Origin of the sequence: uncultured Streptomyces sp. (genome assembly GCF_947488945.1) — a bacterium.
In the GTDB taxonomy this organism is placed as follows: domain Bacteria; phylum Actinomycetota; class Actinomycetes; order Streptomycetales; family Streptomycetaceae; genus Streptomyces.
On the sequence record NZ_CANLBS010000002.1, the window covers coordinates 468,859 to 491,304 of the forward strand.

Annotated in this window: 17 protein-coding genes; 10 read left to right on the plus strand and 7 right to left on the minus strand. The window is 72.3% G+C overall.

Annotated elements, in window-relative coordinates; translation table 11 throughout:
• Positions 1-17: 17 nt before the first annotated feature.
• Positions 18-2,711 (plus strand): alpha-glucan family phosphorylase, encoded by a 2,694-nt coding sequence (gene glgP, locus Q0994_RS04220; protein ID WP_299529176.1) that lies wholly within the window; start codon positions 18-20, stop codon positions 2,709-2,711.
• A 104-nt stretch (positions 2,712-2,815) separates the two neighbouring features.
• On the opposite strand, the gene Q0994_RS04225 is transcribed toward glgP, so the two are convergent.
• Entirely contained in the window at positions 2,816-4,852 is a 2,037-nt protein-coding gene (locus tag Q0994_RS04225; RefSeq protein WP_299529178.1) for a M4 family metallopeptidase, read from the minus strand.
• A gap of 614 nt (positions 4,853-5,466) precedes the next feature.
• Between Q0994_RS04225 and Q0994_RS04230 the strand changes: the two genes are divergently transcribed.
• Positions 5,467-6,249: a sulfite exporter TauE/SafE family protein gene (locus tag Q0994_RS04230; protein ID WP_299529274.1), complete on the plus strand. Its 783-nt coding sequence runs from the start codon at positions 5,467-5,469 to the stop codon at positions 6,247-6,249.
• Positions 6,250-6,397: 148 nt separating this feature from the next.
• On the opposite strand, the gene Q0994_RS04235 is transcribed toward Q0994_RS04230, so the two are convergent.
• The 3 genes from Q0994_RS04235 to glgX form a co-directional block, all read right to left on the minus strand.
• A complete protein-coding gene (locus Q0994_RS04235; RefSeq protein ID WP_299529180.1) occupies positions 6,398-8,314 on the minus strand; it encodes an ABC transporter ATP-binding protein in 1,917 nt (638 codons plus the stop codon).
• Complete coding sequence (locus tag Q0994_RS04240; protein ID WP_299529182.1) at positions 8,311-10,116, minus strand: ABC transporter ATP-binding protein; 1,806 nt, start codon at positions 10,114-10,116, stop codon at positions 8,311-8,313. Before Q0994_RS04240 ends, Q0994_RS04235 begins: the two co-directional genes overlap by 4 nt.
• A 134-nt stretch (positions 10,117-10,250) precedes the next feature.
• Entirely contained in the window at positions 10,251-12,578 is a 2,328-nt protein-coding gene (gene glgX / locus Q0994_RS04245; protein ID WP_299529184.1) for a glycogen debranching protein GlgX, read from the minus strand.
• A 151-nt stretch (positions 12,579-12,729) separates the two neighbouring features.
• On the opposite strand from glgX, the gene Q0994_RS04250 reads away from it, so the two are divergent.
• Together Q0994_RS04250 and Q0994_RS04255 are read left to right on the plus strand one after the other, a co-directional pair.
• On the plus strand, positions 12,730-13,953 hold the full coding sequence (locus Q0994_RS04250) for an Ig-like domain-containing protein (protein ID WP_299529187.1): 1,224 nt from the start codon (positions 12,730-12,732) through the stop codon (positions 13,951-13,953).
• 275 nt (positions 13,954-14,228) lie between these two features.
• The gene (locus Q0994_RS04255; protein ID WP_299529189.1) at positions 14,229-15,488 is read left to right on the plus strand and encodes an Ig-like domain-containing protein; all 1,260 of its coding nucleotides are present in this window, start codon (positions 14,229-14,231) and stop codon (positions 15,486-15,488) included.
• Positions 15,489-15,869: 381 nt separating this feature from the next.
• Here Q0994_RS04255 and Q0994_RS04260 read toward each other — a convergent pair whose 3' ends face one another.
• On the minus strand, positions 15,870-16,106 hold the full coding sequence (locus Q0994_RS04260; RefSeq protein WP_299529191.1) for a hypothetical protein: 237 nt from the start codon (positions 16,104-16,106) through the stop codon (positions 15,870-15,872).
• 107 nt (positions 16,107-16,213) lie between these two features.
• Here Q0994_RS04260 and Q0994_RS04265 point away from each other — a divergent pair, with 107 nt between their 5' ends.
• Together Q0994_RS04265 and Q0994_RS04270 are read left to right on the plus strand one after the other, a co-directional pair.
• Positions 16,214-17,053: a helix-turn-helix transcriptional regulator gene (locus Q0994_RS04265; protein WP_299529193.1), complete on the plus strand. Its 840-nt coding sequence runs from the start codon at positions 16,214-16,216 to the stop codon at positions 17,051-17,053.
• Entirely contained in the window at positions 17,050-17,256 is a 207-nt protein-coding gene (locus tag Q0994_RS04270) for a DUF397 domain-containing protein (protein ID WP_299529195.1), read from the plus strand. The genes Q0994_RS04265 and Q0994_RS04270 overlap by 4 nt, the downstream gene beginning before the upstream one ends.
• 166 nt (positions 17,257-17,422) lie before the next feature.
• On the opposite strand, the gene Q0994_RS04275 is transcribed toward Q0994_RS04270, so the two are convergent.
• Positions 17,423-17,899, minus strand: coding sequence for a MarR family winged helix-turn-helix transcriptional regulator (locus Q0994_RS04275; protein ID WP_299529198.1), 477 nt, complete (start codon positions 17,897-17,899; stop codon positions 17,423-17,425).
• 97 nt (positions 17,900-17,996) lie between these two features.
• Between Q0994_RS04275 and Q0994_RS04280 the strand changes: the two genes are divergently transcribed.
• Entirely contained in the window at positions 17,997-19,229 is a 1,233-nt protein-coding gene (locus Q0994_RS04280) for an amidohydrolase family protein (protein WP_299529200.1), read from the plus strand.
• Between the two features lie 69 nt (positions 19,230-19,298).
• Here Q0994_RS04280 and Q0994_RS04285 read toward each other — a convergent pair whose 3' ends face one another.
• Positions 19,299-19,748 (minus strand): MarR family winged helix-turn-helix transcriptional regulator, encoded by a 450-nt coding sequence (locus Q0994_RS04285; RefSeq protein ID WP_299529202.1) that lies wholly within the window; start codon positions 19,746-19,748, stop codon positions 19,299-19,301.
• A gap of 56 nt (positions 19,749-19,804) precedes the next feature.
• Here Q0994_RS04285 and Q0994_RS04290 point away from each other — a divergent pair, with 56 nt between their 5' ends.
• The 3 genes from Q0994_RS04290 (at position 19,805) to Q0994_RS04300 (ending at position 22,364) form a co-directional block, all read left to right on the plus strand.
• Positions 19,805-20,671: an SDR family NAD(P)-dependent oxidoreductase gene (locus tag Q0994_RS04290; RefSeq protein WP_299529204.1), complete on the plus strand. Its 867-nt coding sequence runs from the start codon at positions 19,805-19,807 to the stop codon at positions 20,669-20,671.
• 128 nt (positions 20,672-20,799) lie between these two features.
• Entirely contained in the window at positions 20,800-21,567 is a 768-nt protein-coding gene (locus Q0994_RS04295; protein ID WP_299529206.1) for an enoyl-CoA hydratase/isomerase family protein, read from the plus strand.
• A 272-nt stretch (positions 21,568-21,839) separates the two neighbouring features.
• Complete coding sequence (locus tag Q0994_RS04300) at positions 21,840-22,364, plus strand: ATP-binding protein (protein ID WP_299529208.1); 525 nt, start codon at positions 21,840-21,842, stop codon at positions 22,362-22,364.
• The last annotated feature ends 82 nt before the right edge of the window (positions 22,365-22,446 follow it).

Sequence of the window (22,446 nt, forward strand, 5' to 3'; positions counted from 1 at the left end):
CTGTAAAGGTGGAATACGTGAAGGCCATTCGTCGATTCACCGTGCGTCCCGTCCTCCCGGACTCCCTCCGACCCCTGCACGACCTCGCCCGCAACCTGCGCTGGTCCTGGCACCCCGAGACCCGCGAACTCTTCCGGTCCGTCGACCCGGAGGGCTGGCGGCCCGCCGACGCCGATCCGGTCCGCCTGCTCGGCGCGGTCTCCGCCTCCCGGCTCGCCGAGCTGTCGCGCGACGAGGAGTTCCTCGGCCGGCTCTCCGAGGCCGCCGACTCCCTGGCCGAGTACCTCACCGGACCCCGCTGGTACCAGAACCGGCTCGCCCAGGGCGCGGAACTCCCCGCCGCCGTCGCCTACTTCTCGCCCGAGTTCGGCGTCACCGCCGCGCTGCCGCAGTACTCCGGCGGCCTCGGCATCCTGGCCGGGGACCACCTCAAGGCCGCCAGTGACCTCGGCGTCCCGCTCGTCGGCGTCGGTCTGCTCTACCGCCACGGCTACTTCCGCCAGTCGCTCTCCCGCGACGGGTGGCAGCAGGAGCACTACCCGGTGCTCGACCCCAACGAGCTCCCGCTCACCCTGCTGCGGGAGCCCGACGGCACCCCCGCCCGGGTGGTGCTGGCGCTGCCCGGCGGCCGCTCGCTGTACGCCTGCGTGTGGCAGGCGCACGTCGGCCGGGTGCCACTGCTGCTGCTCGACTCCGACGTCGAGGAGAACGCCCCCGGCGAACGCGACGTCACCGACCGGCTCTACGGCGGCGGCAGCGACCACCGCCTGCTCCAGGAGATGCTGCTCGGCATCGGCGGGGTGCGCGCGGTGCGCGCCTACTGCCGGCTGACCGGCGCCCCCGCGCCCGAGGTCTTCCACACCAACGAGGGCCACGCCGGCTTCCTCGGCCTGGAACGCATCCGCGAGCTGGCCGGCGAGGGCCTCGACTTCGACTCCGCCCTGGAGTCGGTGCGGGCCGGAGCCGTCTTCACCACCCACACCCCGGTGCCCGCCGGCATAGACCGCTTCGACCGCCAGCTGGTCGCCCGGCACTTCGGCGACGACGGCGAACTCGCCGGCGTCCCGGTCGACCGCATCCTCCAGCTCGGCGACGAGACCGCCACCGGCGGCTCGCCCGACCTCTTCAACATGGCGGTCATGGGCCTGCGGCTCGCCCAGCGCGCCAACGGCGTCTCCACCCTGCACGGGGCGGTCAGCCGGGAGATGTTCTCCGGCCTCTGGCCGGGCTTCGACCCGGCGGAGGTCCCGATCACCTCGGTGACCAACGGGGTGCACGCCCCGACCTGGGTCGCTCCCGAGGTGATCGCCCTCGGCTCCCGGCTGGTCGGCGGCGACCGGGCCCAGGACGCGCTGACCGGCGGCGAGGTGGCCGCCTCCGGCGACCCGTCCCGCACCGGCACCCTCCGCCGCTGGGACGCGGTCACCTCCCTGCCCGACCGGGAGATCTGGGACACCCGCCGGGCGCTGCGCGAACAGCTCGTCACCGAGGTCCGCAAGCGGCTCTACGCCTCCTGGCGGCGGCGCGGCGCCGGGACGGCCGAACTGGGCTGGATCGACGGGGTCCTCGACCCGGACGTGCTGACGATCGGCTTCGCCCGCCGGGTGCCGTCGTACAAGCGGCTCACCCTGATGCTGCGCGACCGCGACCGGCTGACCCGGCTGCTGCTCCACCCGGAGCGGCCCATCCAGATCGTCGTCGCCGGAAAGGCGCACCCCGCCGACGACGGCGGGAAGCGGCTGGTGCAGGAGCTGGTCCGGTTCGCCGACGAGGCCAAGGTGCGCCACCGCATCGTCTTCCTGCCCGACTACGGCATGGCGATGGCGCAGAAGCTCTACCCGGGCTGCGACGTCTGGCTCAACAACCCGCTGCGCCCGCTGGAGGCGTGCGGCACCAGCGGTATGAAGGCCGCGCTCAACGGCTGCCTCAACCTGTCGGTGCGCGACGGCTGGTGGGACGAGTGGTTCGAGCAGGACTTCGGCTGGGCCATCCCGACCGCCGACGGCTCGGCCGTCGACGAGGAGCGGCGCGACGAACTGGAGGCCAACGCCCTCTACGCGCTGATCGAGGACCGGGTCGCCCCCCGCTTCTACGACCGGGGCGAGGAGGGGCTGCCCGAGCGGTGGATCGAGATGGTCCGGCGCACCCTGGTGACGCTGGGTCCGAAGGTGCTCGCGGGACGCATGGTCCGCGAGTACGTGGAGCGGCTGTACGCCCCCGCCGCGCAGGCCCGGCGGGCGCTGGACCCGCGGACCGCGCGCGAGCTGGCGGCGTGGAAGGCGAAGGTCCGCCAGGCCTGGCCGCGGGTGGCGGTCGACCACGTGGAGACGGTCACCGACACTGCCGACAACGGCTCCGCGGAGCTGGGCTCCTCGCTGGCCCTGCGGGTGCGGGTCGACCTCGGCGGCCTCGAACCGGAGGACGTGGAGGTCCAGGTGGTCGCGGGCCGGGTGGACTCCGGCGACGCGCTGCTGGACGCGCAGGCGCTGCCGCTGAAGCCCGCCGGCGGCCAGGACCTGGAGGACCGGATGCTGTACGAGGGCCCGCTGGCCCTGGACCGCACCGGGCCGTACGGCTACACCGTCCGGGTGCTGCCCGCCCACCCGCTGCTGGCCTCGGGCGCCGAACTCGGCCTGGTGGCGCTGCCGGACGGATCGGTCGGCGGCCGCGACGGTGACCGGGACGGGGCGGAGGGCGTTCTGCTGCGCTGACCCGCGTCCGCGCACCACGTGCGGCGGCCCGGCCGGAGCGGATGCTCCGGCCGGGCCGCCGCCGCGTGAAGCGGGGTTCCGGGTCCGTCAGGTCCCCGGACGGCTCAGAAGGTGAGCTTGAAACTGTTGATCTTGCCGGTGTCCGCCGCAGCGATGTCCTGGACCTTCAGCTTCCAGGTGCCGTTGGCCACCTCGGACGAGGCGTTGACCGTGTAGGTCGCCACCACGTTGTCCGCCGAGTCGCTCGACGAGGAGTTCTTCAGCCGGTAGGCGGTTCCGTCCGGGGCGACCAGGTCGACGACCAGGTCACCGCGGTAGGTGTGGGTGATGTTCACGCCGACCTGGAGGGTGCTGGGGGCGTTGCCGGTGATGCCGGTGACCGCCAGCGAACTGGTGACCGCGGCGCCGTTGTCCGGGATGGCGACCACGGTGCTGTTGGTGAACACCGTGCCGGTGGGGGGCGTCGTGCCGCCGCGGGTGCCGACGTTGATGCCGGCCCAGGCGTTCTGCACGGCGGTGTACTCGGCGCTCGTCGCCCCGTACAGCTCACTGGCGACGGCGAGGGTGCCGGTGCGGGCGGCGGCATAGTTCGTCGTGGTGGTGAACTTGGTGGTGAGCGCCTTGAACCAGATCTGCAGCGCCTTGTCCCGGCCGATGCCGGTCACCGGGAGGCCGTCGGAGGTCGGCGAGTTGTAGGAGACGCCGTTGACGGTCTTCGCGCCGCTGCCCTCGGAGAGCAGGTAGAAGAAGTGGTTCGCCGGACCCGAGGAGTAGTGGACGTCGGCGCTGCCGATGCCCGAGTACCACGAGTCGTACGAGCCGCCGTCCTTGCTCGGCTTGTCCATGTAACGCAGCGGGGTGCCGTCGCCGTTGATGTTGATCTTCTCGCCGACGAGGTAGTCGCCCGGGTCGGCGGCGGTGTTGGAGTAGAACTCCACGCCCGCCGCGAAGATGTCGCTGGTCGCCTCGTTGAGGCCGCCGGACTCACCGCTGTAGACCAGGCCGGCCGTCGCGGCGGTGACGCCGTGCGTCATCTCGTGGGCGGCGACGTCCAGCGAGGTCAGCGGGGCGGCGTTGCCCGAGCCGTCGCCGTACGTCATGCAGAAGCAGCTGTCCTGCCAGAACGCGTTGACGTAGTTGTTGCCGTAGTGGACACGGGAGTAGGCGGCGACGCCGTTGCCCTTGATGCCGGTGCGGCCGTGCACGTTCTTGTAGTAGTCCCACGTCTCGGCCGCGCCGTAGTGCGCGTCCGCGCCGGCGGTCTCGACGTTGGTACCGACGCCGTTGCCCCAGACGTCGTCGGCGCCCGAGAAGAGCGTCCCGGTACCCGAGGTTCCGCGGTTCAGGTTGTACGTCTTGTGGCTGCCGCGGGTGGTGTCCGTCAGCGTGTACGCGCCGGCCGAGCCGGACGTGCCGAGGGTGACGGTGCCGCTGTACTGGGTGTTGCCGGTGCCGTTCTCCACGCCCTGCCACTCGAAGAGCTTGGCGCCCGAGGCGGCGTCGGTGACGACGTGCAGCTCGTTCGGGGTGCCGTCGTGCTGGAGTCCGCCGACCACGGTCTCGTACGCCAGCTTCGGCGTGCCGTCGGCCAGCCAGACCACCTTGCGGGGCGCGTCGCTCGCCGCGGTGGCCTTGGAACCCTCGGCCTTGGCGAGGCCGAGCGCCTGCTTCTCCGCGACGGCGGGGGCCACGTCGGCCGCCAGGTCGACGGCCTTCAGCTGGGCGGTGGTGGCCCTGGACGCCTTCGAGACGCTCTCGGTGGCACCGGCCTTGGCGGAGACGACGAGGTCCCCGCCGAGCACGGGCAGCCCGTCGAGGGTGCGCTCGTAGCGGGTGTGGGTGGTGCCGTCGACGTCCTGGACCACGTCCCGGACGACCAGCTTCTCCTTGGCTCCCAGGCCGAGTTCGGCGGCGGTGGCCGCCTTGGCGGCGTCGGCCTTCTTGATCAGCGCGGTGCGCTGTGCGGGGGAGAGCGGGGCCGGCAGCGCGCCGGGGTCGGCCTTGCCGAGGGCCGGGGCGGCGGCGGGTGCGCCGACCGGGGTGGCGGTCGCCGAACCGGAGGTGACGCCTACGGCGACGAGAGCGGCTGCGGCTATCAGAGCGCCGGTCGCGGTGGCACGACGGCTGTGCGTGGATCTCACGCGGACTCCTTCTGCGAGGGGGGTACCACCGGTCCTGGGGAGACCGGAGGACGGAGCAGCGGTGCGTGGAACGACCGAAGAGTGCCAGCCGTGGACCTGGCCTGTCAGGACCGCGTCAATAGAATGGCCGGAAGTCGTCCGGTGTCGGAACGGCCGTGTTCGTTAAGCGGACGTTTCGGCGATCTTGCGCCGTACGACACCAGGAAGCCCTTTCCGCGCCTGTTCACCGAGAACGCCGCGGGCGGACCCGGCCCGGCCCGTGTGAACGCCGCGTGGCGGCCCCGCCGCATTCCGGTGGCTGAGACGCTCACCCCCGGTGGCCCATAACCAGCCACGGGCGGACACCCGTTCGCCGCTGGACGCGTCCGGCCCGAGCCCCCTCGCGACAGGCCGCCGGGGACGGCGCGACGCCCTGCTTGTGCAGTTGGTGGGATGGCGATCACGGACATGTCGCGCCGGCGTCGTCGGAACTGCCGTGGCCGGAGCAGAGGTGTGCGGCTGCCGGCCGGGCTGCTCCTGCTGCTCGTGAACATCTCGTTGCCGAATCCCGATCACGTCACTCGTTCCGTCGATACTGAACTGACCGGGGCGATCACGGAGCGGTGGGGGCAGCGGTGGAGTGGACGATCTGGGCCGGGTTCGCGGCCGGTCTGCTGATCTCGACGGTGACCGTTCCGGTCGGTGTGTCCGGGGCGGTCTTCCTTCTGCCGGTGCAGCTCAGCGTGCTGGGTGTGCCGAGCCCCGCGGTCACGCCGACGAACCTGCTGTTCAATGTGGTGGCCGGGCCAGGCGCACTCTGGCGCTACCGCCGCGATGGCGCTCTGCGCGGCGGACTGGCCCGGTGCCTCGTCGCGTGGACACTGCCCGGCGTCGTCGCAGGCGCCGCCGTCCGCGTCTTCGCCCTCCCCGGCCCCGGCGTCTTTCGCGTCCTGGTCGCCGCCTTTCTGCTGCCGCTCGGTGCCTGGCTGTGCCTGCGCACCCTGTGCCCGGCCCGGCGTCGGCAGGACGCGGACGAGCCGTCGGCGTGCGCTCTCGCGGCTCTCGCCCTGACGGTCGGGGTGGTCGGCGGAATCTACGGGATCGGCGGCGGTTCCCTGCTCGGGCCCGTCCTTGCCGCGCGCGGCATGCCCATGGCCCGTATCGCACCGGCCACCCTCGCCGCGACCTTCACCACCTCCTGTGCCGGGGCCGCCGCGTACGCGCTGCTGGCCCTGGCGAGCCCCGGGCCCGTCTCCCCCGACTGGTGGCTGGGCGTGGCCTGCGGCGTCGGCGGGCTGATCGGCGGCTACCTCGGCGCACGTCTCCAACCGCACCTGCCCGAAACCACGCTGCGGCTCCTGCTCGGTACCCTCGCCGCCGCCCTCGGCGCGGTGTACGCCGCCCAGGCACTGACCTGATTCCGGGACGGCCGGCTCAGTGGCCGCCCCGATCCCGAACAGCGCGGCGACGACGAACAGGGCGATGGAGCGGGCGACGGGCGAGGCAGAACTCTCGGAAACAGGGGAGGAACTGTCCACGGAGTCGCGGAACCCGCAGCGCCGTCACTCAGGCCAGGCTCTCCCTCCACGCCTGGTGCAGACCGGCGAACCGGCCCTCCGCGCCGATGAGTTCGGCGGGGGTGCCGTCCTCCACGACGCGGCCGTGCTCCATCACCAGGACCCGGTCCGCGATCTCCACCGTGGACAGCCGGTGGGCGATGACCACCGCCGTCCGGCCGTGCAGCACCGTGTCCATCGCCTGCTGCACCGCCCGCTCGCCGGGGACGTCCAGCGAACTGGTCGCCTCGTCCAGGATCAGCACCGCCGGGTCGGCCAGCAGGGCGCGGGCGAACGCCACCAACTGCCGCTGACCGGCGGAGATCCGGCCACCGCGCTTGCGCACGTCGGTGTCGTACCCCTCCGGGAGCGCGGTGATGAAGTCGTGCGCGCCGATCGCCTTCGCCGCACGCTCGATCATGCCGGGGGTGGCGTCCGGGCGGCCGATCGCGATGTTCTCCGCGACCGTCCCGGAGAACAGGAACGCCTCCTGCGTCACCATGACCACCCCGCGCCGCAGCTCCGGCACCGCCAGGTCCCGCAGGTCCACGCCGTCCAGCAGCACCCGCCCCTGCGAGGGGTCGTAGAACCGGGCCAGCAGCTTCGCCAGGGTCGACTTGCCCGCGCCCGTCGAACCGACGACCGCGACCGTCTGGCCGGCCGGGACCGTCAGGTCGAAGCGGGGCAGCACCTCGCCCCCCGTGCGGTAGCCGAAGCTCACCCCGTCGAAGACGACCTCGCGGCCCCGCTCCCGTCCCCCGGTCGGCGGCAGTTCCTTCGGAGCGGCCGGTTCCGGGACGGTCGGCGTCTGCGCCAGCAGACCGGCGATCTTCTGCAGCGAGGCGGAGGCCGACTGGTAGGAGTTGAGGAACATCGCCAGCCGGTCGATCGGGTCGTACAGCCGCCGCACGTACAGCACCGCCGCCGCCAGCACGCCGAGCGCCAGCGTGCCGTCCGCCACCCGGTACGCGCCCCAGAGCACCATGCCCGCGACCGCGGTGTTGGCGACCAGACGGGAACCGACGACGTACCGCGCCATCTCCAGCAGCGCGTCGCCGTTGGCCCGCTCGTGGCGGTGGTTCAGCACCGCGAACTCGGCGTCGTTGGCCCGCTCCCGGCGGAACGCCTGCACCGGCCGGATGCCGTTCATCGTCTCCGCGAACTTCACGATGACCGCCGCCATCGCCGTGGAGCGCTCCGCGTACGCCCGCACCGCCCGCCGCTGGTACACCCGCACCAGCAGGTAGAGCGGCCCGAACGACAGCACCGCGATCGCGCCGATGCCGAGGTCCAGCCAGAGCAGCATCCCCGAGATGAACACGAACGACAGGACGACGCCGATCAGTTCCTGGAGCCCTTCGCCCAGCAACTCCCGCAGCGACTCCACGTCCGTGGTGGAGCGGGAGATCAGCCGGCCGGAGGTGTACCGCTCGTGGAAGTCGACGCTGAGCGCCTGCGCGTGCCGGAAGATCCGGCCGCGCAGGTCGAGCAGCACGTCCTGGTTGATCCGGGCGGCCGCCCGTACGAAGCCGTACTGGAACGCCCCGCCCGCCGCCGCGCACAGCGCGTACCCCACGGCCACCGCGACCAGCGGCCCGTGGTCGGCGTCGCGGAAGGCGGGCACGGCGGTGTCGATGGCGTACGCCACCAGCAGCGGGCCCCCCTGGGTGGCGGCCTGCTGCACCAGCAGCAGGAGCGCCGCGCACACCACCCGCAGCCGCATCGGCCGCAGCAGGGAGCGCAGCAGCCGGCCGGTGGCGCCGGGCGGGGTGGGCAGGTCGTCCCGGTCGAAGGAGTCGTCGGGCTCCGGGCGGGGCCCGGTGCCGCCGGCGACGCCCGCCGCCTCCGGAGCCCCGGGGACCCGCGGGTCCTGAGCGGCGGTGCCCGGCGCGCCGGGGGTGCTGGTCGTGCCGGTGGTACTGGTCACGGGGTCGCGCCTTCCTCGACGGCGGTGCGTCCGGCGCCCGACATCAGCCAGGCGTACTCCGGGCTCCCGCGCAGCAGTTCCTGATGGGTGCCGACCGCGGTGATCCGGCCGCCGGACAGCAGCGCCACCCGGTCGGCCAGCATCACGGTCGACGGGCGGTGGGCCACGATCACCGCCGTGGTGTCCTCCAGCACCCGTCGCAGGGCGGCCTCGACCCGCGCCTCGGTGTGCACGTCCAGCGCCGACAGCGGGTCGTCCAGCACCAGGAAGCGGGGCCGTCCCACCACCGCGCGGGCCAGCGCCAGCCGTTGGCGCTGACCGCCGGACAGGCTCAGCCCCTGCTCGCCGACCTCGGTGTGCAGGCCGTCGGGCAGCGCGTCGACGAAGTCGGCCTGCGCGACCGCCAGGGCCCGCCGCAGCGCCTCCTCGTCGGCGCCGCCGGACGCGCCCATGGCCACGTTCTCGCCGACGGTCGCGGAGAAGAGCGTCGGCTCCTCGAAGGCGACCGACACCAGCTCGCGCAGCCGGGAGCGGTCCATCGCGGCGATGTCCTCGCCGTCCAGGGTGATCCGGCCGCCGGTGATCTCGTGCAGCCGCGGCACCAGCGCGGTCAGGGTCGTCTTGCCCGATCCGGTGGCGCCGACCAGCGCCATCGTCTCGCCCGGCCGCACATGCAGGTCCACCCCGCCGAGCACCGGCACGGAACCGGGCGCCGCGTCCGGGTAGCGGAAGGAGACGTCCTCGAACCGCATGCCCCCGGCGGGCCCCTCCGCCCCGGCCGACGCGGTCCGCGCGGGGGCCGACTCCACTTCCTCGGCCACGTCCATGACCTCGAAGTACCGGTCCGTCGCGGTCGCCGCCTCCTGGCTCATCGCGAGCAGGAAGCCGATCGACTCCACCGGCCAGCGCAGCGCCAGGGCCGTCGAGAGGAACGCCACCAGCGTCCCCGCCGACAGGTCCCCGTCGGCCACCTGGACCGTACCGAGCACCAGCGCCGCCCCGATCGCCAGCTCCGGGACGGACATGATCAGCGCCCAGATCCACGCCAGCAGGCGCGCCTTGGCCAGTTCGGTGCCCCGCAGCTTCCGGGACAGCTCCCGGAACGCCAGCGCCTGGCTGCGGTGGCGGCCGAACCCCTTGACGATCCGGATGCCGAGCACGCTCTCCTCGACCACCGTCGTCAGGTCGCCGACCTGGTCCTGGGCCCGACGGGCGACCAGCGCGTACTTCGTCTCGAACACCGAGCTCAGCACCACCAGCGGCACCGCCGGCGCCAGCAGCACCAGCCCCAGCGTCCAGTCCTGCGCGAAGAGGATCACGAACCCGATCACCAGCGTGGAGGCGTTGACCAGCAGGAAGGTCAGCGGGAACGCCAGGAACATCCGCAGCAGCATCAGGTCCGTGGTGCCGCGCGACAGCAACTGCCCCGACGGCCAGCGGTCGTGGAACGCCACCGGGAGCCGTTGCAGCCGCCGGTACAGCGCGGCCCGCAGCGACGCCTCCACCCCCGCGAGCGGCCGGGCCACCAGCCACCGCCGGAGCCCGAACAGCACGGCCTCCAGGACGCCGAGCAGCAGGAGCCAGAGGGCTCCCAGCCACACCCCGCCCGGGTCGCGGCGGGCGACCGGGCCGTCCACGATCCACTTCAGCACCAGCGGGATGACCAGGCCGAGACAGGAGGCGACCACGGCGACGACCGCCGCCGAGAGCCAACGCGCGCGCACCTGACGGACGGAGGGCCACAATCGCCACAACGAGCGCACGGCGGACCGGTCCGTGGGCTCAGCAAGTTCTTCGGGCATCAGGGGCGATCCTAAGGTTCACCACTGACATCGCTCAGCTGGTTTTTCCGCCGTTCCGGGACGGCCCCGCAGCTCAGGGGCGTGCACCGGCGCACAGCCCTCTCGTGTGCCGTGCGCCGGGCGGACCCCGTGCCCTACTCCACCACCCGCAGCAGCAGCACCGACCGCGCCGGGACCATCAGCTCCTCCCCGGCGCGGTACTCCGTGCCCGGCGCCTCCCGCTGGTCCTCCCGCGCGGTGTCCAGCAGCAGTGCGTAGCGGCGCGCCCAGGGCGGGCCCGGCAGCAGGAACGCCGTCTCCTCCGGGCCCGCGTGCAGCACTGCGAGGAAGCTGTCGTCGACCACCTGCTCGCCCCGCGCGTCCCGCCCCGGGATGTCCCGGCCCGACAGGAACAGCGCGACCGTCGACGCGGGCGCGTACCAGTCCTCCTCCGTCATCTCCCGGCCCCGCCCGGTGAACCACGCCAGGTCCCGCAGCCCGTCCTCGCTCCGGGCCCGCCCGGAGAAGAACGCCCCCCGGCGCAGCACCGGGTGGGCGTGGCGCAGCGCCAGCACCCGCGCGGTCAGTTCCGTCAGCTCCCGCCACTGCGGCTGCTCCAGCAGCGACCAGTCCACCCAGCCCGTCTCGTTGTCCTGGCAGTAGGCGTTGTTGTTGCCGCCCTGCGTACGCCCCATCTCGTCGCCCGCCACCAGCATCGGCACCCCGGTGGACAGCAGCAGTGTGCTCAGCAGGTTCCGCAACTGCCGGCGCCGCAGCGCGTTGACCCCCGGATCGTCGCTCTCGCCCTCCGCGCCGCAGTTCCAGGCCCGGTTGTCGGAGGTGCCGTCGCGGTTGTCCTCGCCGTTGGCCTCGTTGTGCTTGTGCTCGTAGCTGACCAGGTCCCGCAGGGTGAAGCCGTCGTGCGCGGTGATGAAGTTGACCGAGGCGTACGGCCGCCGCCCGCCCCACGCGTACAGGTCGCTGGAGCCGGACAGCCGGTAGCCGAGATCGCGCACGTCGGGCAGCGCGCCGCGCCAGAAGTCCCGGACCGCGTCCCGGTAGCGGTCGTTCCACTCCGTCCACAGCGGCGGGAACGCGCCCACTTGATAGCCCCCGTTGCCGACGTCCCACGGCTCCGCGATCAGCTTCACCCGGCGCAGCACCGGGTCCTGCGCGATCACCGCGAGGAACGGCGACAGCATGTCGACGTCGTGCATCGAGCGGGCCAGCGCCGCCGCCAGGTCGAAGCGGAAGCCGTCGACGCCCATCTCCGTCACCCAGTACCGCAGCGAGTCGGTGATCAGGCGCAGCACGTGCGGCTGCACCACGTGCAGGGTGTTGCCGCAGCCGGTGTAGTCCGCGTACCGGCGGGCGTCGCCCTGGAGGCGGTAGTAGCCCCGGTTGTCGATGCCCCGCAGGGACAGCGTCGGCCCCAGCTCGCCGGCTTCCGCTGTGTGGTTGTAGACGACGTCGAGGATCACCTCGATCCCCGCGTCGTGCATCGCCCGCACCATCCGCTTGAACTCGCCGACCTGCTGGCCGGCCGTCCCGCTCGCGGAGTAGTCGGCGTGCGGGGCGAAGTAGCCGATGGAGTTGTAGCCCCAGTAGTTGTGCAGCCCGCGCCGCAGCAGGTGGTCCTCGTGGGCGAACTGGTGCACCGGCAGCAGTTCCACCGCCGTCACCCCCAGCCGCTTCAGATGTCCGATCGCCGCCGGGTGCGCGAGCCCGGCGTACGTGCCCCGCAGCTCCGGCGGGATGCCGGGGTGCATCCGGGTGAACCCCCGGACGTGCAGCTCGTAGATGACCGAGTCCGCCCACGGCGTCTTCGGCCGCCGGTCGTCCACCCAGTCGTCGTCGTCGTGCACCACGACGCCCTTCGGCACGAACGGCGCCGAGTCCCGTTCGTCGCGCACGGTGTCGGCCACGCCCTGCTGCGGCCAGTCCCTCATGTGGCCGTACACCTCGGGCGGCAGGGTGAACGATCCGTCGACCGCACGGGCATACGGGTCGAGCAGCAGCTTGGCCGCGTTCCAGCGGGCGCCCGTCCACGGGTCCCACCGGCCGTGCACCCGGTAGCCGTACCGCTGACCGGGCCGCACCCCGGGCACGAAGCCGTGCCAGATCTGGTGGGTCAGCTCGGTCAGCGAGCACCGGGTCTCCCGGCCCTCCTCGTCGAACAGGCACAGTTCGACGGCCTCCGCCCCGCCGGCCCACAGCGCGAAATTGGTGCCCGCCACCCCGTCCGGGCCGACCCGGAACCGGGCCCCCAGCGGCATCGACGCCCCCGGCCACACCTGCGGCGGCGACCCACCGTGGTGCCCGGCCGCCGTCCCCGCACCCGGAGCGGTGCCCCGCTGTTCCGCGGTCCCGCCGACGCGGTGCCGGCGTACGCCCGCACCGCCCCGCAGGGCCGTGCCCGTCTCCGCGACGCCCGGTTCCTCCACCGGCTCCCGTACCGTCTCCTGCTCGGCTGCGCTCGACATACCCGGCCTCCCGCGGCTCATGGGACAGGCACCGGCGGAGCGCCCACGGCGTCCCGGCCGTGGCCTCCCCGGTGAAGTCCTCCCCCCTGTTCTGCCCACCCGGGGGCCCGCACTCACGTTTCCCCCGACCGGCCCTCCTCGTTGGTGGTGCGTGAACCACGTAGCGAAGAGAGCACGGACCTGTTCGGCCGCCGTGCTGACCTGGGCGGGGCTGCTGACCCTGCCGGCCGTACTGACCGGATGCACCGACGGTGTACCGCTCATCAACGCGAAACCGCGCGCACCGCAGGACGCGATCCGCGTCGTACCCGGGGACGGGGCGAAGGGCGTCCGCGCGGACGCCCCGCTGGAGGTGACCGTCCCGGACGGACGACTGGAACGGGTGAAGGTGGTCCGGATCGAGGACGCGCAGCAGGAGGAGGTGACCGGCCGGGTCTCCGGGGACGGCCGCACCTGGCGGCCCGCCGGCGCCGCCGCCCGGCTGAAGCTCGCCGCCAAGTACAGCGTCGACGCCGTCGCGGTGGACGGGGCGGGACACCGCTCCGCCCGCCACACGACGTTCACCACGGTCGTCCCCGGCGACCGCTTCATCGGGTACTTCAAGCCGGAGAACCGCTCCACCGTGGGCACCGGCATGATCGTCTCCTTCGACTTCAACCGGCCGATCACCGACCGCGCGGCCGTCCAACGGGCGATCCGGGTCACCGCGGACCCGGCCGTCGAGGTCGTCGGCCACTGGTTCGGGAAGGAGCGGCTGGACTTCCGCCCCCAGGAGTACTGGGACCCCGGCACCGAGGTCACCGTGGACATCGGACTGCGGGACGTGGAAGGCGCCCCCGGCGTGTTCGGCAGCCAGCGCAAGACGGTCCGCTTCACCGTCGGACGGTCCCAGGTCTCGCTGGTCGACGCGGAGGAGAAGACCATGGAGGTCCGGCGCGACGGCGAACTGCTGAGCACCGTCCCCATCTCCGCGGGCGCCCCGTCCACGACGACGTACAACGGGAAGATGGTGGTCAGCGAGCTGCACGAGGTGACGCGGATGAACGGCGACACCGTCGGCTTCGGCGGGGAGTACGACATCAAGGACGTCCCGCACGCCATCCGCCTCACCACGACCGGCACGTTCCTGCACGGCAACTACTGGTCCCCGCCCGACACGTTCGGCTCGATCAACACCAGCCACGGCTGCGTCGGGCTGCGGGACGTGAAGGGCGGCAGCGCCGACACCCCGGCCGGCTGGTTCTTCGACCGCACCCTGATCGGCGACGTCGTCGAAGTGGTCAACTCCGAAGACAAGACGGTCGCCCCGGACAACGGCCTCAGCGGCTGGAACCTCCCCTGGCCGGCCTGGAAGGCGGCGTCCGCGCTGCGCTGAGGAGAGGGACGGCGCCGGGCGGGGCGGGCGGGAGGGCGGTGTAGGTCGGAGGGGTCCGTGAACCCCTCCCGCGCCCCGCCCTCCGCTCCTCCCGGCCCTCGCCCGCCACCCCCTGCCACCTGCACATGTACACCAAGAAGTTGGGACTGAACGGTGACATGGGCGCGTCCTTTTCCCGACGTTCCGTGTGGTTCCCTGTCGCTGGGCGCGCATGTGCAGCGCGCGGGGAGTGCGGGGCCGGGTGGGGCCAAGCCGTGCGAAGGGGAGACACCGCGATGAACGGACAGCCGATATCGGGAGCGCCGGCGGGAACGGGCAGGGCCCGCCGGGGCCGGCGCGGGCCGGGGCTGTTGACCCTGGTCCTGGGCGCACTGCTGCTCCTGGTCACGGCGTGCGGCGGCAGCGCCGACGCCGGTACGCCGGGCGGTGACAAGGCGGGCCGCGCGGGGGAGAAGACGGCGGACACCACCGCCTCCGAGGCGGTCGTGACGGTCCTGCCGAAGGACGGCGCGGACTCGGTGGAGACCAGCGGCGCGCTGAAGGTCACCGCCACCGGCGGCAAGCTGACCACGGTCAAGGTCGCCGACGCGGAGGGCCACGAGGTCAAGGGCACGCTGGCCACGAACGGCACCAGCTGGGAGCCGGAGCGGCACCTCGCCGCCGCGACCAAGTACACGGTGCACGCGGTCGCCGCGGACGCCGAGGGCCGCGAGTCGGCGAAGGACACCACCTTCTCGACGCTCGTCCCGCAGAACACCTTCATCGGCCACTACACCCCCGAGGACGGCTCGACCGTCGGCGTGGGGATGCCGGTCTCCATCAACTTCACCCGCGGCATCACCGACCCCGCGGCGGTGGAGAAGGCCATCACGGTGACCGCCGAACCGTCGGTGGAGATCGCGGGCCACTGGTTCGGCAACGACCGGCTCGACTTCCGCCCCGAGCAGTACTGGGCCGCCGGCACCAAGGTCACCGTCCGCCTCGACCTCGACGGCGTCGAGGGACGGCCCGGCGTCTACGGCAAGCAGGCCAAGAGCTTCAGTTTCACCATCGGCCGCAGCCAGGTCTCCACGGTCGACGCGAGCGCCCACCGCATGAAGGTCGTCAGGGACGGCAAGCAGATCAAGGACATCCCGATCTCGGCCGGCGCCCCGTCCACGACGACGTACAACGGGCAGATGGTCATCAGCGAGAAGCTCAAGGTGACCCGGATGAACGGCGACACCGTCGGCTTCGGCGGCGAGTACGACATCAAGGACGTTCCGCACGCCATGCGGCTGTCCACCTCCGGCACCTTCATCCACGGCAACTACTGGGGCGCCTCCAGCATCTTCGGCACCACCAACACCAGTCACGGCTGCGTGGGACTGCGGGACGTGCGCGGCGGCTACGACGGCGCGACCCCGGCGGCCTGGATGTTCGACAACTCCCTCATCGGTGACGTCGTCATCGTGAAGAACTCCAAGGACAAGACGATCCAGCCGGACAACGGTCTGAACGGCTGGAACATGTCCTGGTCGGAGTGGACCGCCTGAGGCGCTCCCGCCAAGGGCGCCACCCGCGACCGCACGCCCCGCCCGTACCGCCCCCGACCCGGGAGCGGCACGGGCGGGGCGTTTCGGGTTCCTCCCTCACGCACCTGGCCGGCACCCGCCCGTCCCGGGACCTCCGTCAGGGTGCGGGGTGGTCCGGCTCGGGACATTGGGGCTTCGAGCGGACGGGGTCCCGGTGGTCGGCGTCCTGGTGACGCCTGCGCCGGACGCGCCAGTCGGTGGCGAGGCTGTGATCGCGGGCGGCGGTAGCCTCGCGTTCGGCGCGGTCGACGGCCGCGCAGGTCCGGCATCCGGCGGGCGGTTCCGCCGCCGTCCCGCTCACGTCGCTCATGCCACCCATGCAACCCATGCCACTCACGTCACTCACAGGAGGGAACCTCGGCTTCTCGCGTTGTCACGCGCCACTCCGGCGCGCATCCGTTCCTCGGGGGTGGCAAGGCGTACGAGCGCCGGCTCGGCCTCCCACTCCCGGCCCCCGCCGACCGGCCGCAACGCCCAGTACGGGCCCGACCTGCCACGGAACTCACCGACCCGGACGACCGGGCCGGCGGTGTCCACCACGACCGTTCCGACGGGCGGCGGGAGAGACGTGCAGTCCATGGAGCCGACTCCTCTCTGTAGCTGTTTCGCTACGGGGCGACCTCACACTGACCTACAGTCAGATCCCCTTCAACTAGCGCAATCGGAAGGAAGGGTCGGGTCCGCACATGGTCAATCGCAAGGAACTGAACCCCGGAGCGAGCCCCCGAGCGGCATACGGGGCCCGCTTCCGGCGGTTTCGCGAGGAGCGAGGCTGGAGCCAGGAGGCGTTGGCCGGGAAGCTGACGTATTCCAGCCAGCACGTTTCTGCCGTGGAAACTAGTCGCAAACCGCCAAGCCTCCCGTTCTCGCGGGAGATCGACCGCGCCTTCGGCACCGCTGAGACCACCGAGTCGTTCGAGCGCGAGTGGCGGGAGATGCGCAACGGCTCTCTGCTGGAGGGCTTCCCGGAGTATGTCGCCTACGAGGGTCGGGCGGTGGAGCTGCGGCTGTACAACGTGGGCATCATTCCGGGCTTGTTGCAGACGCCGGAGTACGCGCAGGTGTTGGCAGACAGTGCCGTGCGACGAGGGACTATCACTTCCCAACAGGCTGAGGAACGCGTTGCCTTTCTTGCCGAACGCCAGGCCGCGTTGGTCAGGCCCCGGCCTCCCATGCTGTTCGTGACCATGGACGAGAGCTGCATCCGGCGGCGGGTCGGTGGGGAGGCGGTGATGGAGGGGCAGCTGGCCCGGCTGGCCGAGATCGCCGAACTCCCCCACACGCTTCTCCAGGTGGCTCCGTACGACATAGGGGAGCGGCGGACGTTCGACCTGCCGGTCAACCTGCTGACCATGTCGGACCGTTCAGTGGTCTGTTACGCGGAGTCCCAGGCGCAGGGGCATCTCGACCGGGAAGCGACCTCCGTGCTGCCCATGCTCACCGCCTATCATCAGCTACAGGCCGAATCGCTGTCGCAGGCAGCCTCCGTGGCCTTGATCAACCAATTGCGAAAGGGCACCCCGTGACGGCCGAGTCCCCCCAGTGGTTCAAGTCCTCCTACAGCAACAACGGCGGCGACTGTGTCGAGGTGGCCACGAACCTCGTCGAGGCGCGGGGCGTCGTCCCCGTACGTGACTCCAAGAACCTCACCGGCCCGGTCCTGGACTTCACTGCTCCCGCGTTCGCGTCGTTCGTGGCGGCCGTGAAGGTCGCGGAGGCCACCGTCTGAGCGTGCGGTCGCCCCTCCCCGAGGGATGACGCGACTCCGCATCGCACCTTCGGCTCGTGGGTGTGGCGGGGGAGGCGGCCGGGGCCGGGCGGTGCGCCCGGCCCCTTTCACATGCGGTCGGCTCACGCGGTCGAAGTGCGCGGCCTGCCGTCGACGGGGCGTCGGTTCAGCCGTCCGACCGGCTGTCTTCCGCCCCCTTGCGGGCGATCCAGGCGCTCGCCTCCCGGCCGTAGCGGGTGAGGAAACGTGCGAACTGCAAACGGTCCGCGACGTCCCAGTGTGCGGTGATCTCCTCGAAGGCGCGGCGCTGTTCGGCCGCGTACTCCCGGCGTGCGGCCTCTCCCGCCTCGGTGAGTTCGAGCAGGCTGCTGCGCCCGTCCTGCTGCGAGGCGACTCGACGGAGCAGGCCCTCGGCGATGCACGCGGCGGTGGCGCGGCTGGCGACGGGCTGGGCGACGCCCATCTCCTCGGCAACGCGCCCCACCGTGATCCGGCCCGCTGCGTCGCCCACCACGTTCAGGACGATGTTGCGGGTCAGGTCCCCGCGACCGCCGCCGACGCGCCGACGGAGCCTGGACAGTGCCGGCCCCACGCTGTCGAGGAGCGGGTCGTCGGCGGGCGCAGGACGTCCTTGACTGGTCATACCCCTAATCTACGACACGGTTAATCAACATGCGAGTCGCATGTGTATGACTAAAGGTATACGGTGAGGGCCGGTCCACCAGAAGCGAGGCACAGTCATGAGCACTACCGCCATCACCGGCGCCCGGGTCTTCGACGGGGAGAAGCCGCTGGGCGTCACCACCGTCGTGATCCGAGGGGGCACGATCGTTCAGGTCGGAGGAGAGGTCCCGGCGGGGGCCGAGGTCGTCGACGGCTCCGGCGCCACACTGCTGCCGGGGCTGATCGACGCGCACGTCCACACCGACCGCGACTCCCTCGCACTGGCCCTGAAGTTCGGCGTCACCACCGAACTGGAGATGCAGGGGGTGAACACCCGCGACCGGCGGGGAGCGATCAGCGAGGACGATTCGGTGGCCGACGTGCGGTCCTCCGGGTTCGCGCTGACTCCGCCCGGCGGGCACCCCAGCGAGCTGTTCCCGAAGGACTTCCACCCCGGCGGGCCCGCCGGGGGGCGGGGCGGCGGGCACCGGGGCGAGCCGCCCTACCGCCCCGACGCCACCAGCCCCGAGGCCGCGGCGGCTTCCGTACCGCAGCTGCTCGCGCACGGCTCGGACTACATCAAGTTCATGATCGATGACGGCAGCGTCGAGGGGCACCCGGGTCTGCCCATGCTCGATCAGGACACCCTGAACGCCGGTGTCGCCGCGGCGAAGCGGCACGGTGCGCTGACCGTCGCGCATGTGCTCACCATCGACGCCGCCCGCATGGCGATCGAGGCCGGCATCGACGGCTTGGTCCACCTGTTCGTCGAGCCGCCCACCGACGAGATCGTCACCATGATCAAGGATTCCGGGGCGTTCGTCGTGCCTTGCACCGTGCTGAACGCCTCCATGATGGGCGTCACCGGCAGCGAGCTGGCCGACGACCCTCGCGTGGCCCGCCGCCTGGACACCGACTGGGACGCCACCCTGCGCTCCTGCTTCGGTCACTATCCCCAGGGCGGGTTCCAGGACGTCCTGGACGGCGTCGAGGCCCTCGCCGACGCAGGGGTGGACCTGCTCGTGGGCACCGACGTGTCGCAGCCCCTGCCGTTCCTCGGCGGTCTCGCCCACGGCGCCAGCGTCCACCAGGAACTGCAGAACCTCGTCCGAGCCGGCCTGACGCCCGCGGCGGCGCTGCGCGCGGCCACCGCCACCACCGCCCGGCGCTTCCGTCTCTCCGACCGGGGTCGTATCGCCGAGGGTCTGCGCGCGGACCTGCTCCTGGCCGGCGGCGATCCCACCACCACCATCACCGACAGCCTCAACACCCGAGCCGTCTGGCGGCGCGGAACCCGACTGGCCGTCTGAAGAACCCCGCCGGATCCGGGGCCGGTCCCGAAGGGCCCGGTCCTGCCGGCTCGGGCGGCCGGGGTGTCGTCAGCGGGCGAGTTCCCCGTGCAGGTGGTCGAGCAGCGCTTCCGCGTCCGCCAGCCGCCGCGGCCCGAGCGAACCGAAGAGCCGGCGCAGCGTGTGCGCCCCCGCCCGTTCCGCCGCGGCCAGTGCCGTGCGTCCGGCGCCGGTCAACGAGACCGTCTTGCGACGGCGGTCCCGGGGGTCGTCGCGGCGGACCACCATGCCGAGGCGTTCGAGGCTCTCCACGATCTGCGTGACGGAGCGCGGAGCCCGGTCGAGGGCCTCGGCCAGTTCGGCCTGGTGCAGCGCGCCGCGGCTCGCCAGGACCTGGAGCACCTTGGTGCGGGACAGGGACAGACCGGCCGCCGCCATGTCCTGGTCGACCTGTTCGCGCAGGCCGTGGGCGAGATGGAGGAAGGCCAGTCCGACCTGCTCGGGGGTGCTGTCCGCAGTCGTCGGTTCACGCGTGCTCATGGTTCGGGTATCGTCCCACAACGTACTCGTGAGGTACCTCATGAATGGAGTTCGGGATGGACCGTCCTGTTGCCGTGGTCACCGGCGCCACCTCCGGACTGGGGCGCGTCGCCGTCCTCGAACTGGCTCGCCGGGGCTACCGCGTGAGTGCCGTGGCCCGCTCCCGCAGCAAGTCCGAAGCGCTCGTCGCCGACCTCGCGGCGGTGACCGACGAACCCGTCGAGGTCTTCCACGCGGACCTCGGCCTCCTCTCCGAGGCGCGCCGGGTGGGGGAGGAGATCGCGGCGCGTCACGCGCGGCTGGACGTCCTGGTCAACAACGCCGGGCTGCACGCTTTCGCGCAGCGGGTGACGCCGGAGGGCCTCGCGGAGATGACCGCCGTGAACTACCTGGGCCCGTTCGTCCTGACCCGCGCGCTGACGGCGAAGCTCGGCTCGTGTGCGCCGGCGAGGATCGTCAACGTCGCGTCCGAGGCTTCCGGCCGGGCGAGGACGATCGCACCGGCCGAGGACCTGCGTCGTACCGATCCGTACAACCGCCGGGAGTCGATGCCCCTGTACGGGCGCACCAAGTTGATGACCATCATGTGGACCCAGGAACTCGCCCGGCGCCTGGACCCGCACAAGGTCACGGTGAACTGCTGCGATCCCGGCTTCAACGCCACCGGGCTGGGTCGTGACCTGCCCGGTTCCGACGTTTTGCGTCGCGTGCTGAACACCCTCGGGATCGGCGATCCCCGCAGAGGCGCGGGCATCATCGTGCGGTTGGCCACCGATCCGGCGCTCGACGGCATGAGCGGCCGCTACCTCTCGGTGCGCGACGCCCGGCCGCTCCGGTGCCCCGAACCGGGCCGGGACCCGCGGGCGCAGGCGGAGCTGTGGGAGGCGACCGAAGCGCTCCTCGCCGAGCGGTCGGCCGGCTGAGGTGCGGATGCCCGGCCCCTGCGTGGCCGGCGTGGGGAGGCCCGACGGCCGGTGGGGGCTACCGCCGGCTCCGGGTGTGACCGAGCGCACCGGCGTCCCTGCGGTGAGCCGCGGTTAACCTGCGTGGCATGACCGTAACCCTCGAAGTGAGCGAGAACGTCGGCACGATCCGGCTGGACCGGCCGCCGATGAACGCCCTGGACGTCGCTACCCAGGACCGGCTGCGCGAGCTGGCCGAGGAGGCGACCCGGCGCGACGACGTGCGGGCCGTGGTCCTCTACGGCGGCGAGAAGGTGTTCGCCGCCGGCGCCGACATCAAGGAGATGCGCGCCATGGACCACGCGGCGATGGTGCTGCGCTCGAAAGGGCTTCAGGACTCCTTCACCGCCGTGGCGCGCATCCCGAAGCCCGTCGTGGCCGCCGTCACCGGCTACGCGCTGGGCGGCGGGTGCGAGCTGGCGCTGTGCGCCGACTTCCGGATCGCCGGCGAGAACGCGAAGCTCGGCCAGCCGGAGATCCTGCTCGGGCTGATCCCGGGCGCCGGCGGCACCCAGCGGCTGTCCCGGCTCGTCGGTCCCTCGAAGGCCAAGGACCTGATCTTCACCGGCCGTCAGGTGAAGGCGGCGGAGGCACTGGAGATCGGGCTGGTGGACCGGGTGGTGCCCGCCGACGAGGTGTACGCGCAGGCCCTCGCCTGGGCCTCCCGGCTGGCTCGCGGCCCCGCGCTCGCGCTGCGCGCCGCGAAGGAGGCGGTGGACACGGGGCTGGAGACCGACATCGACACCGGGCTGGCGATCGAGCGCACCTGGTTCGCCGGACTCTTCGCCACCGAGGACCGGGAGCGCGGGATGCGCAGCTTCGTCGAGGACGGGCCGGGCAAGGCGGTCTTCCTCTGACGGAGTGGACAACCCTTCCCTGACGGGCCGTCAAGCGGATGCGGCCGTGAGAGGTTTCATCCGTGCGAGCGCATTGGCCGGGCTTCCCGAGAAGCGGAGGTCCGGCCTTTCCGCGTGGGGGAATTCCACCCCTGTAGTGCCCGTCGCCGCAGGTGGGAAGGGGTGTCAAGGCGTGCATCCTGCCTTCGGCATATGCCGATCCGTGGATTGGAATCAGCCATTCCGGTGGGCGGATTCCGCAGAGGCGCCTCCCTGGTGCGCGTTCGCCGTCCATGATGGTGGGCATGGCGGGCCTGGAAGGTGTGGAGCAGCCGCGACCGCGCAGCAGTGCGCCCGCGGCGAGGTGGACGTTGGCGGCGGAGGGTGAACAGGCCCTCGAAGTACTGGAGTTGTACGGAAATCCGACCGAGGGAGAAGTTCGCCTCCCCTCGCTTCCGCAGTCCGCCGCAACTGCCCGGAGGGTCGCCGCCTGTGTGGTGCTGCGGCAGTGGAGGCTCTCCCCCCAGCTCGCCGAGTACGCGGTGTTACTCGTCTCCGAGCTGGTCGGCAACGCCGTGCGGCATACCGGAGCCCAGTACTTCGGTCTCCGGATGGAGCGCCGGCGGGGGATGATCCGCATCGGCGTGCGTGACCCGTCGCGCGGTCTGCCCTGCCTGATGCCGGTGGCGGAGATGGACGTCAGTGGACGGGGCCTCTTCCTGGTGGACAAGCTCTCCGACCGCTGGGGCGTGGACCTGCTGCCGCGCGGCAAGATCACCTGGTTCGAAATGCGGATCGCGGACCGCTCGGACCGCTGAGCCGCCCCGTCGCCCGCCGGAGCCCGCCCCGCCGGAGCCCGCCCCGCCGGAGCCCTCGCCGGGCAGGGCCGCCCCGTCGGTG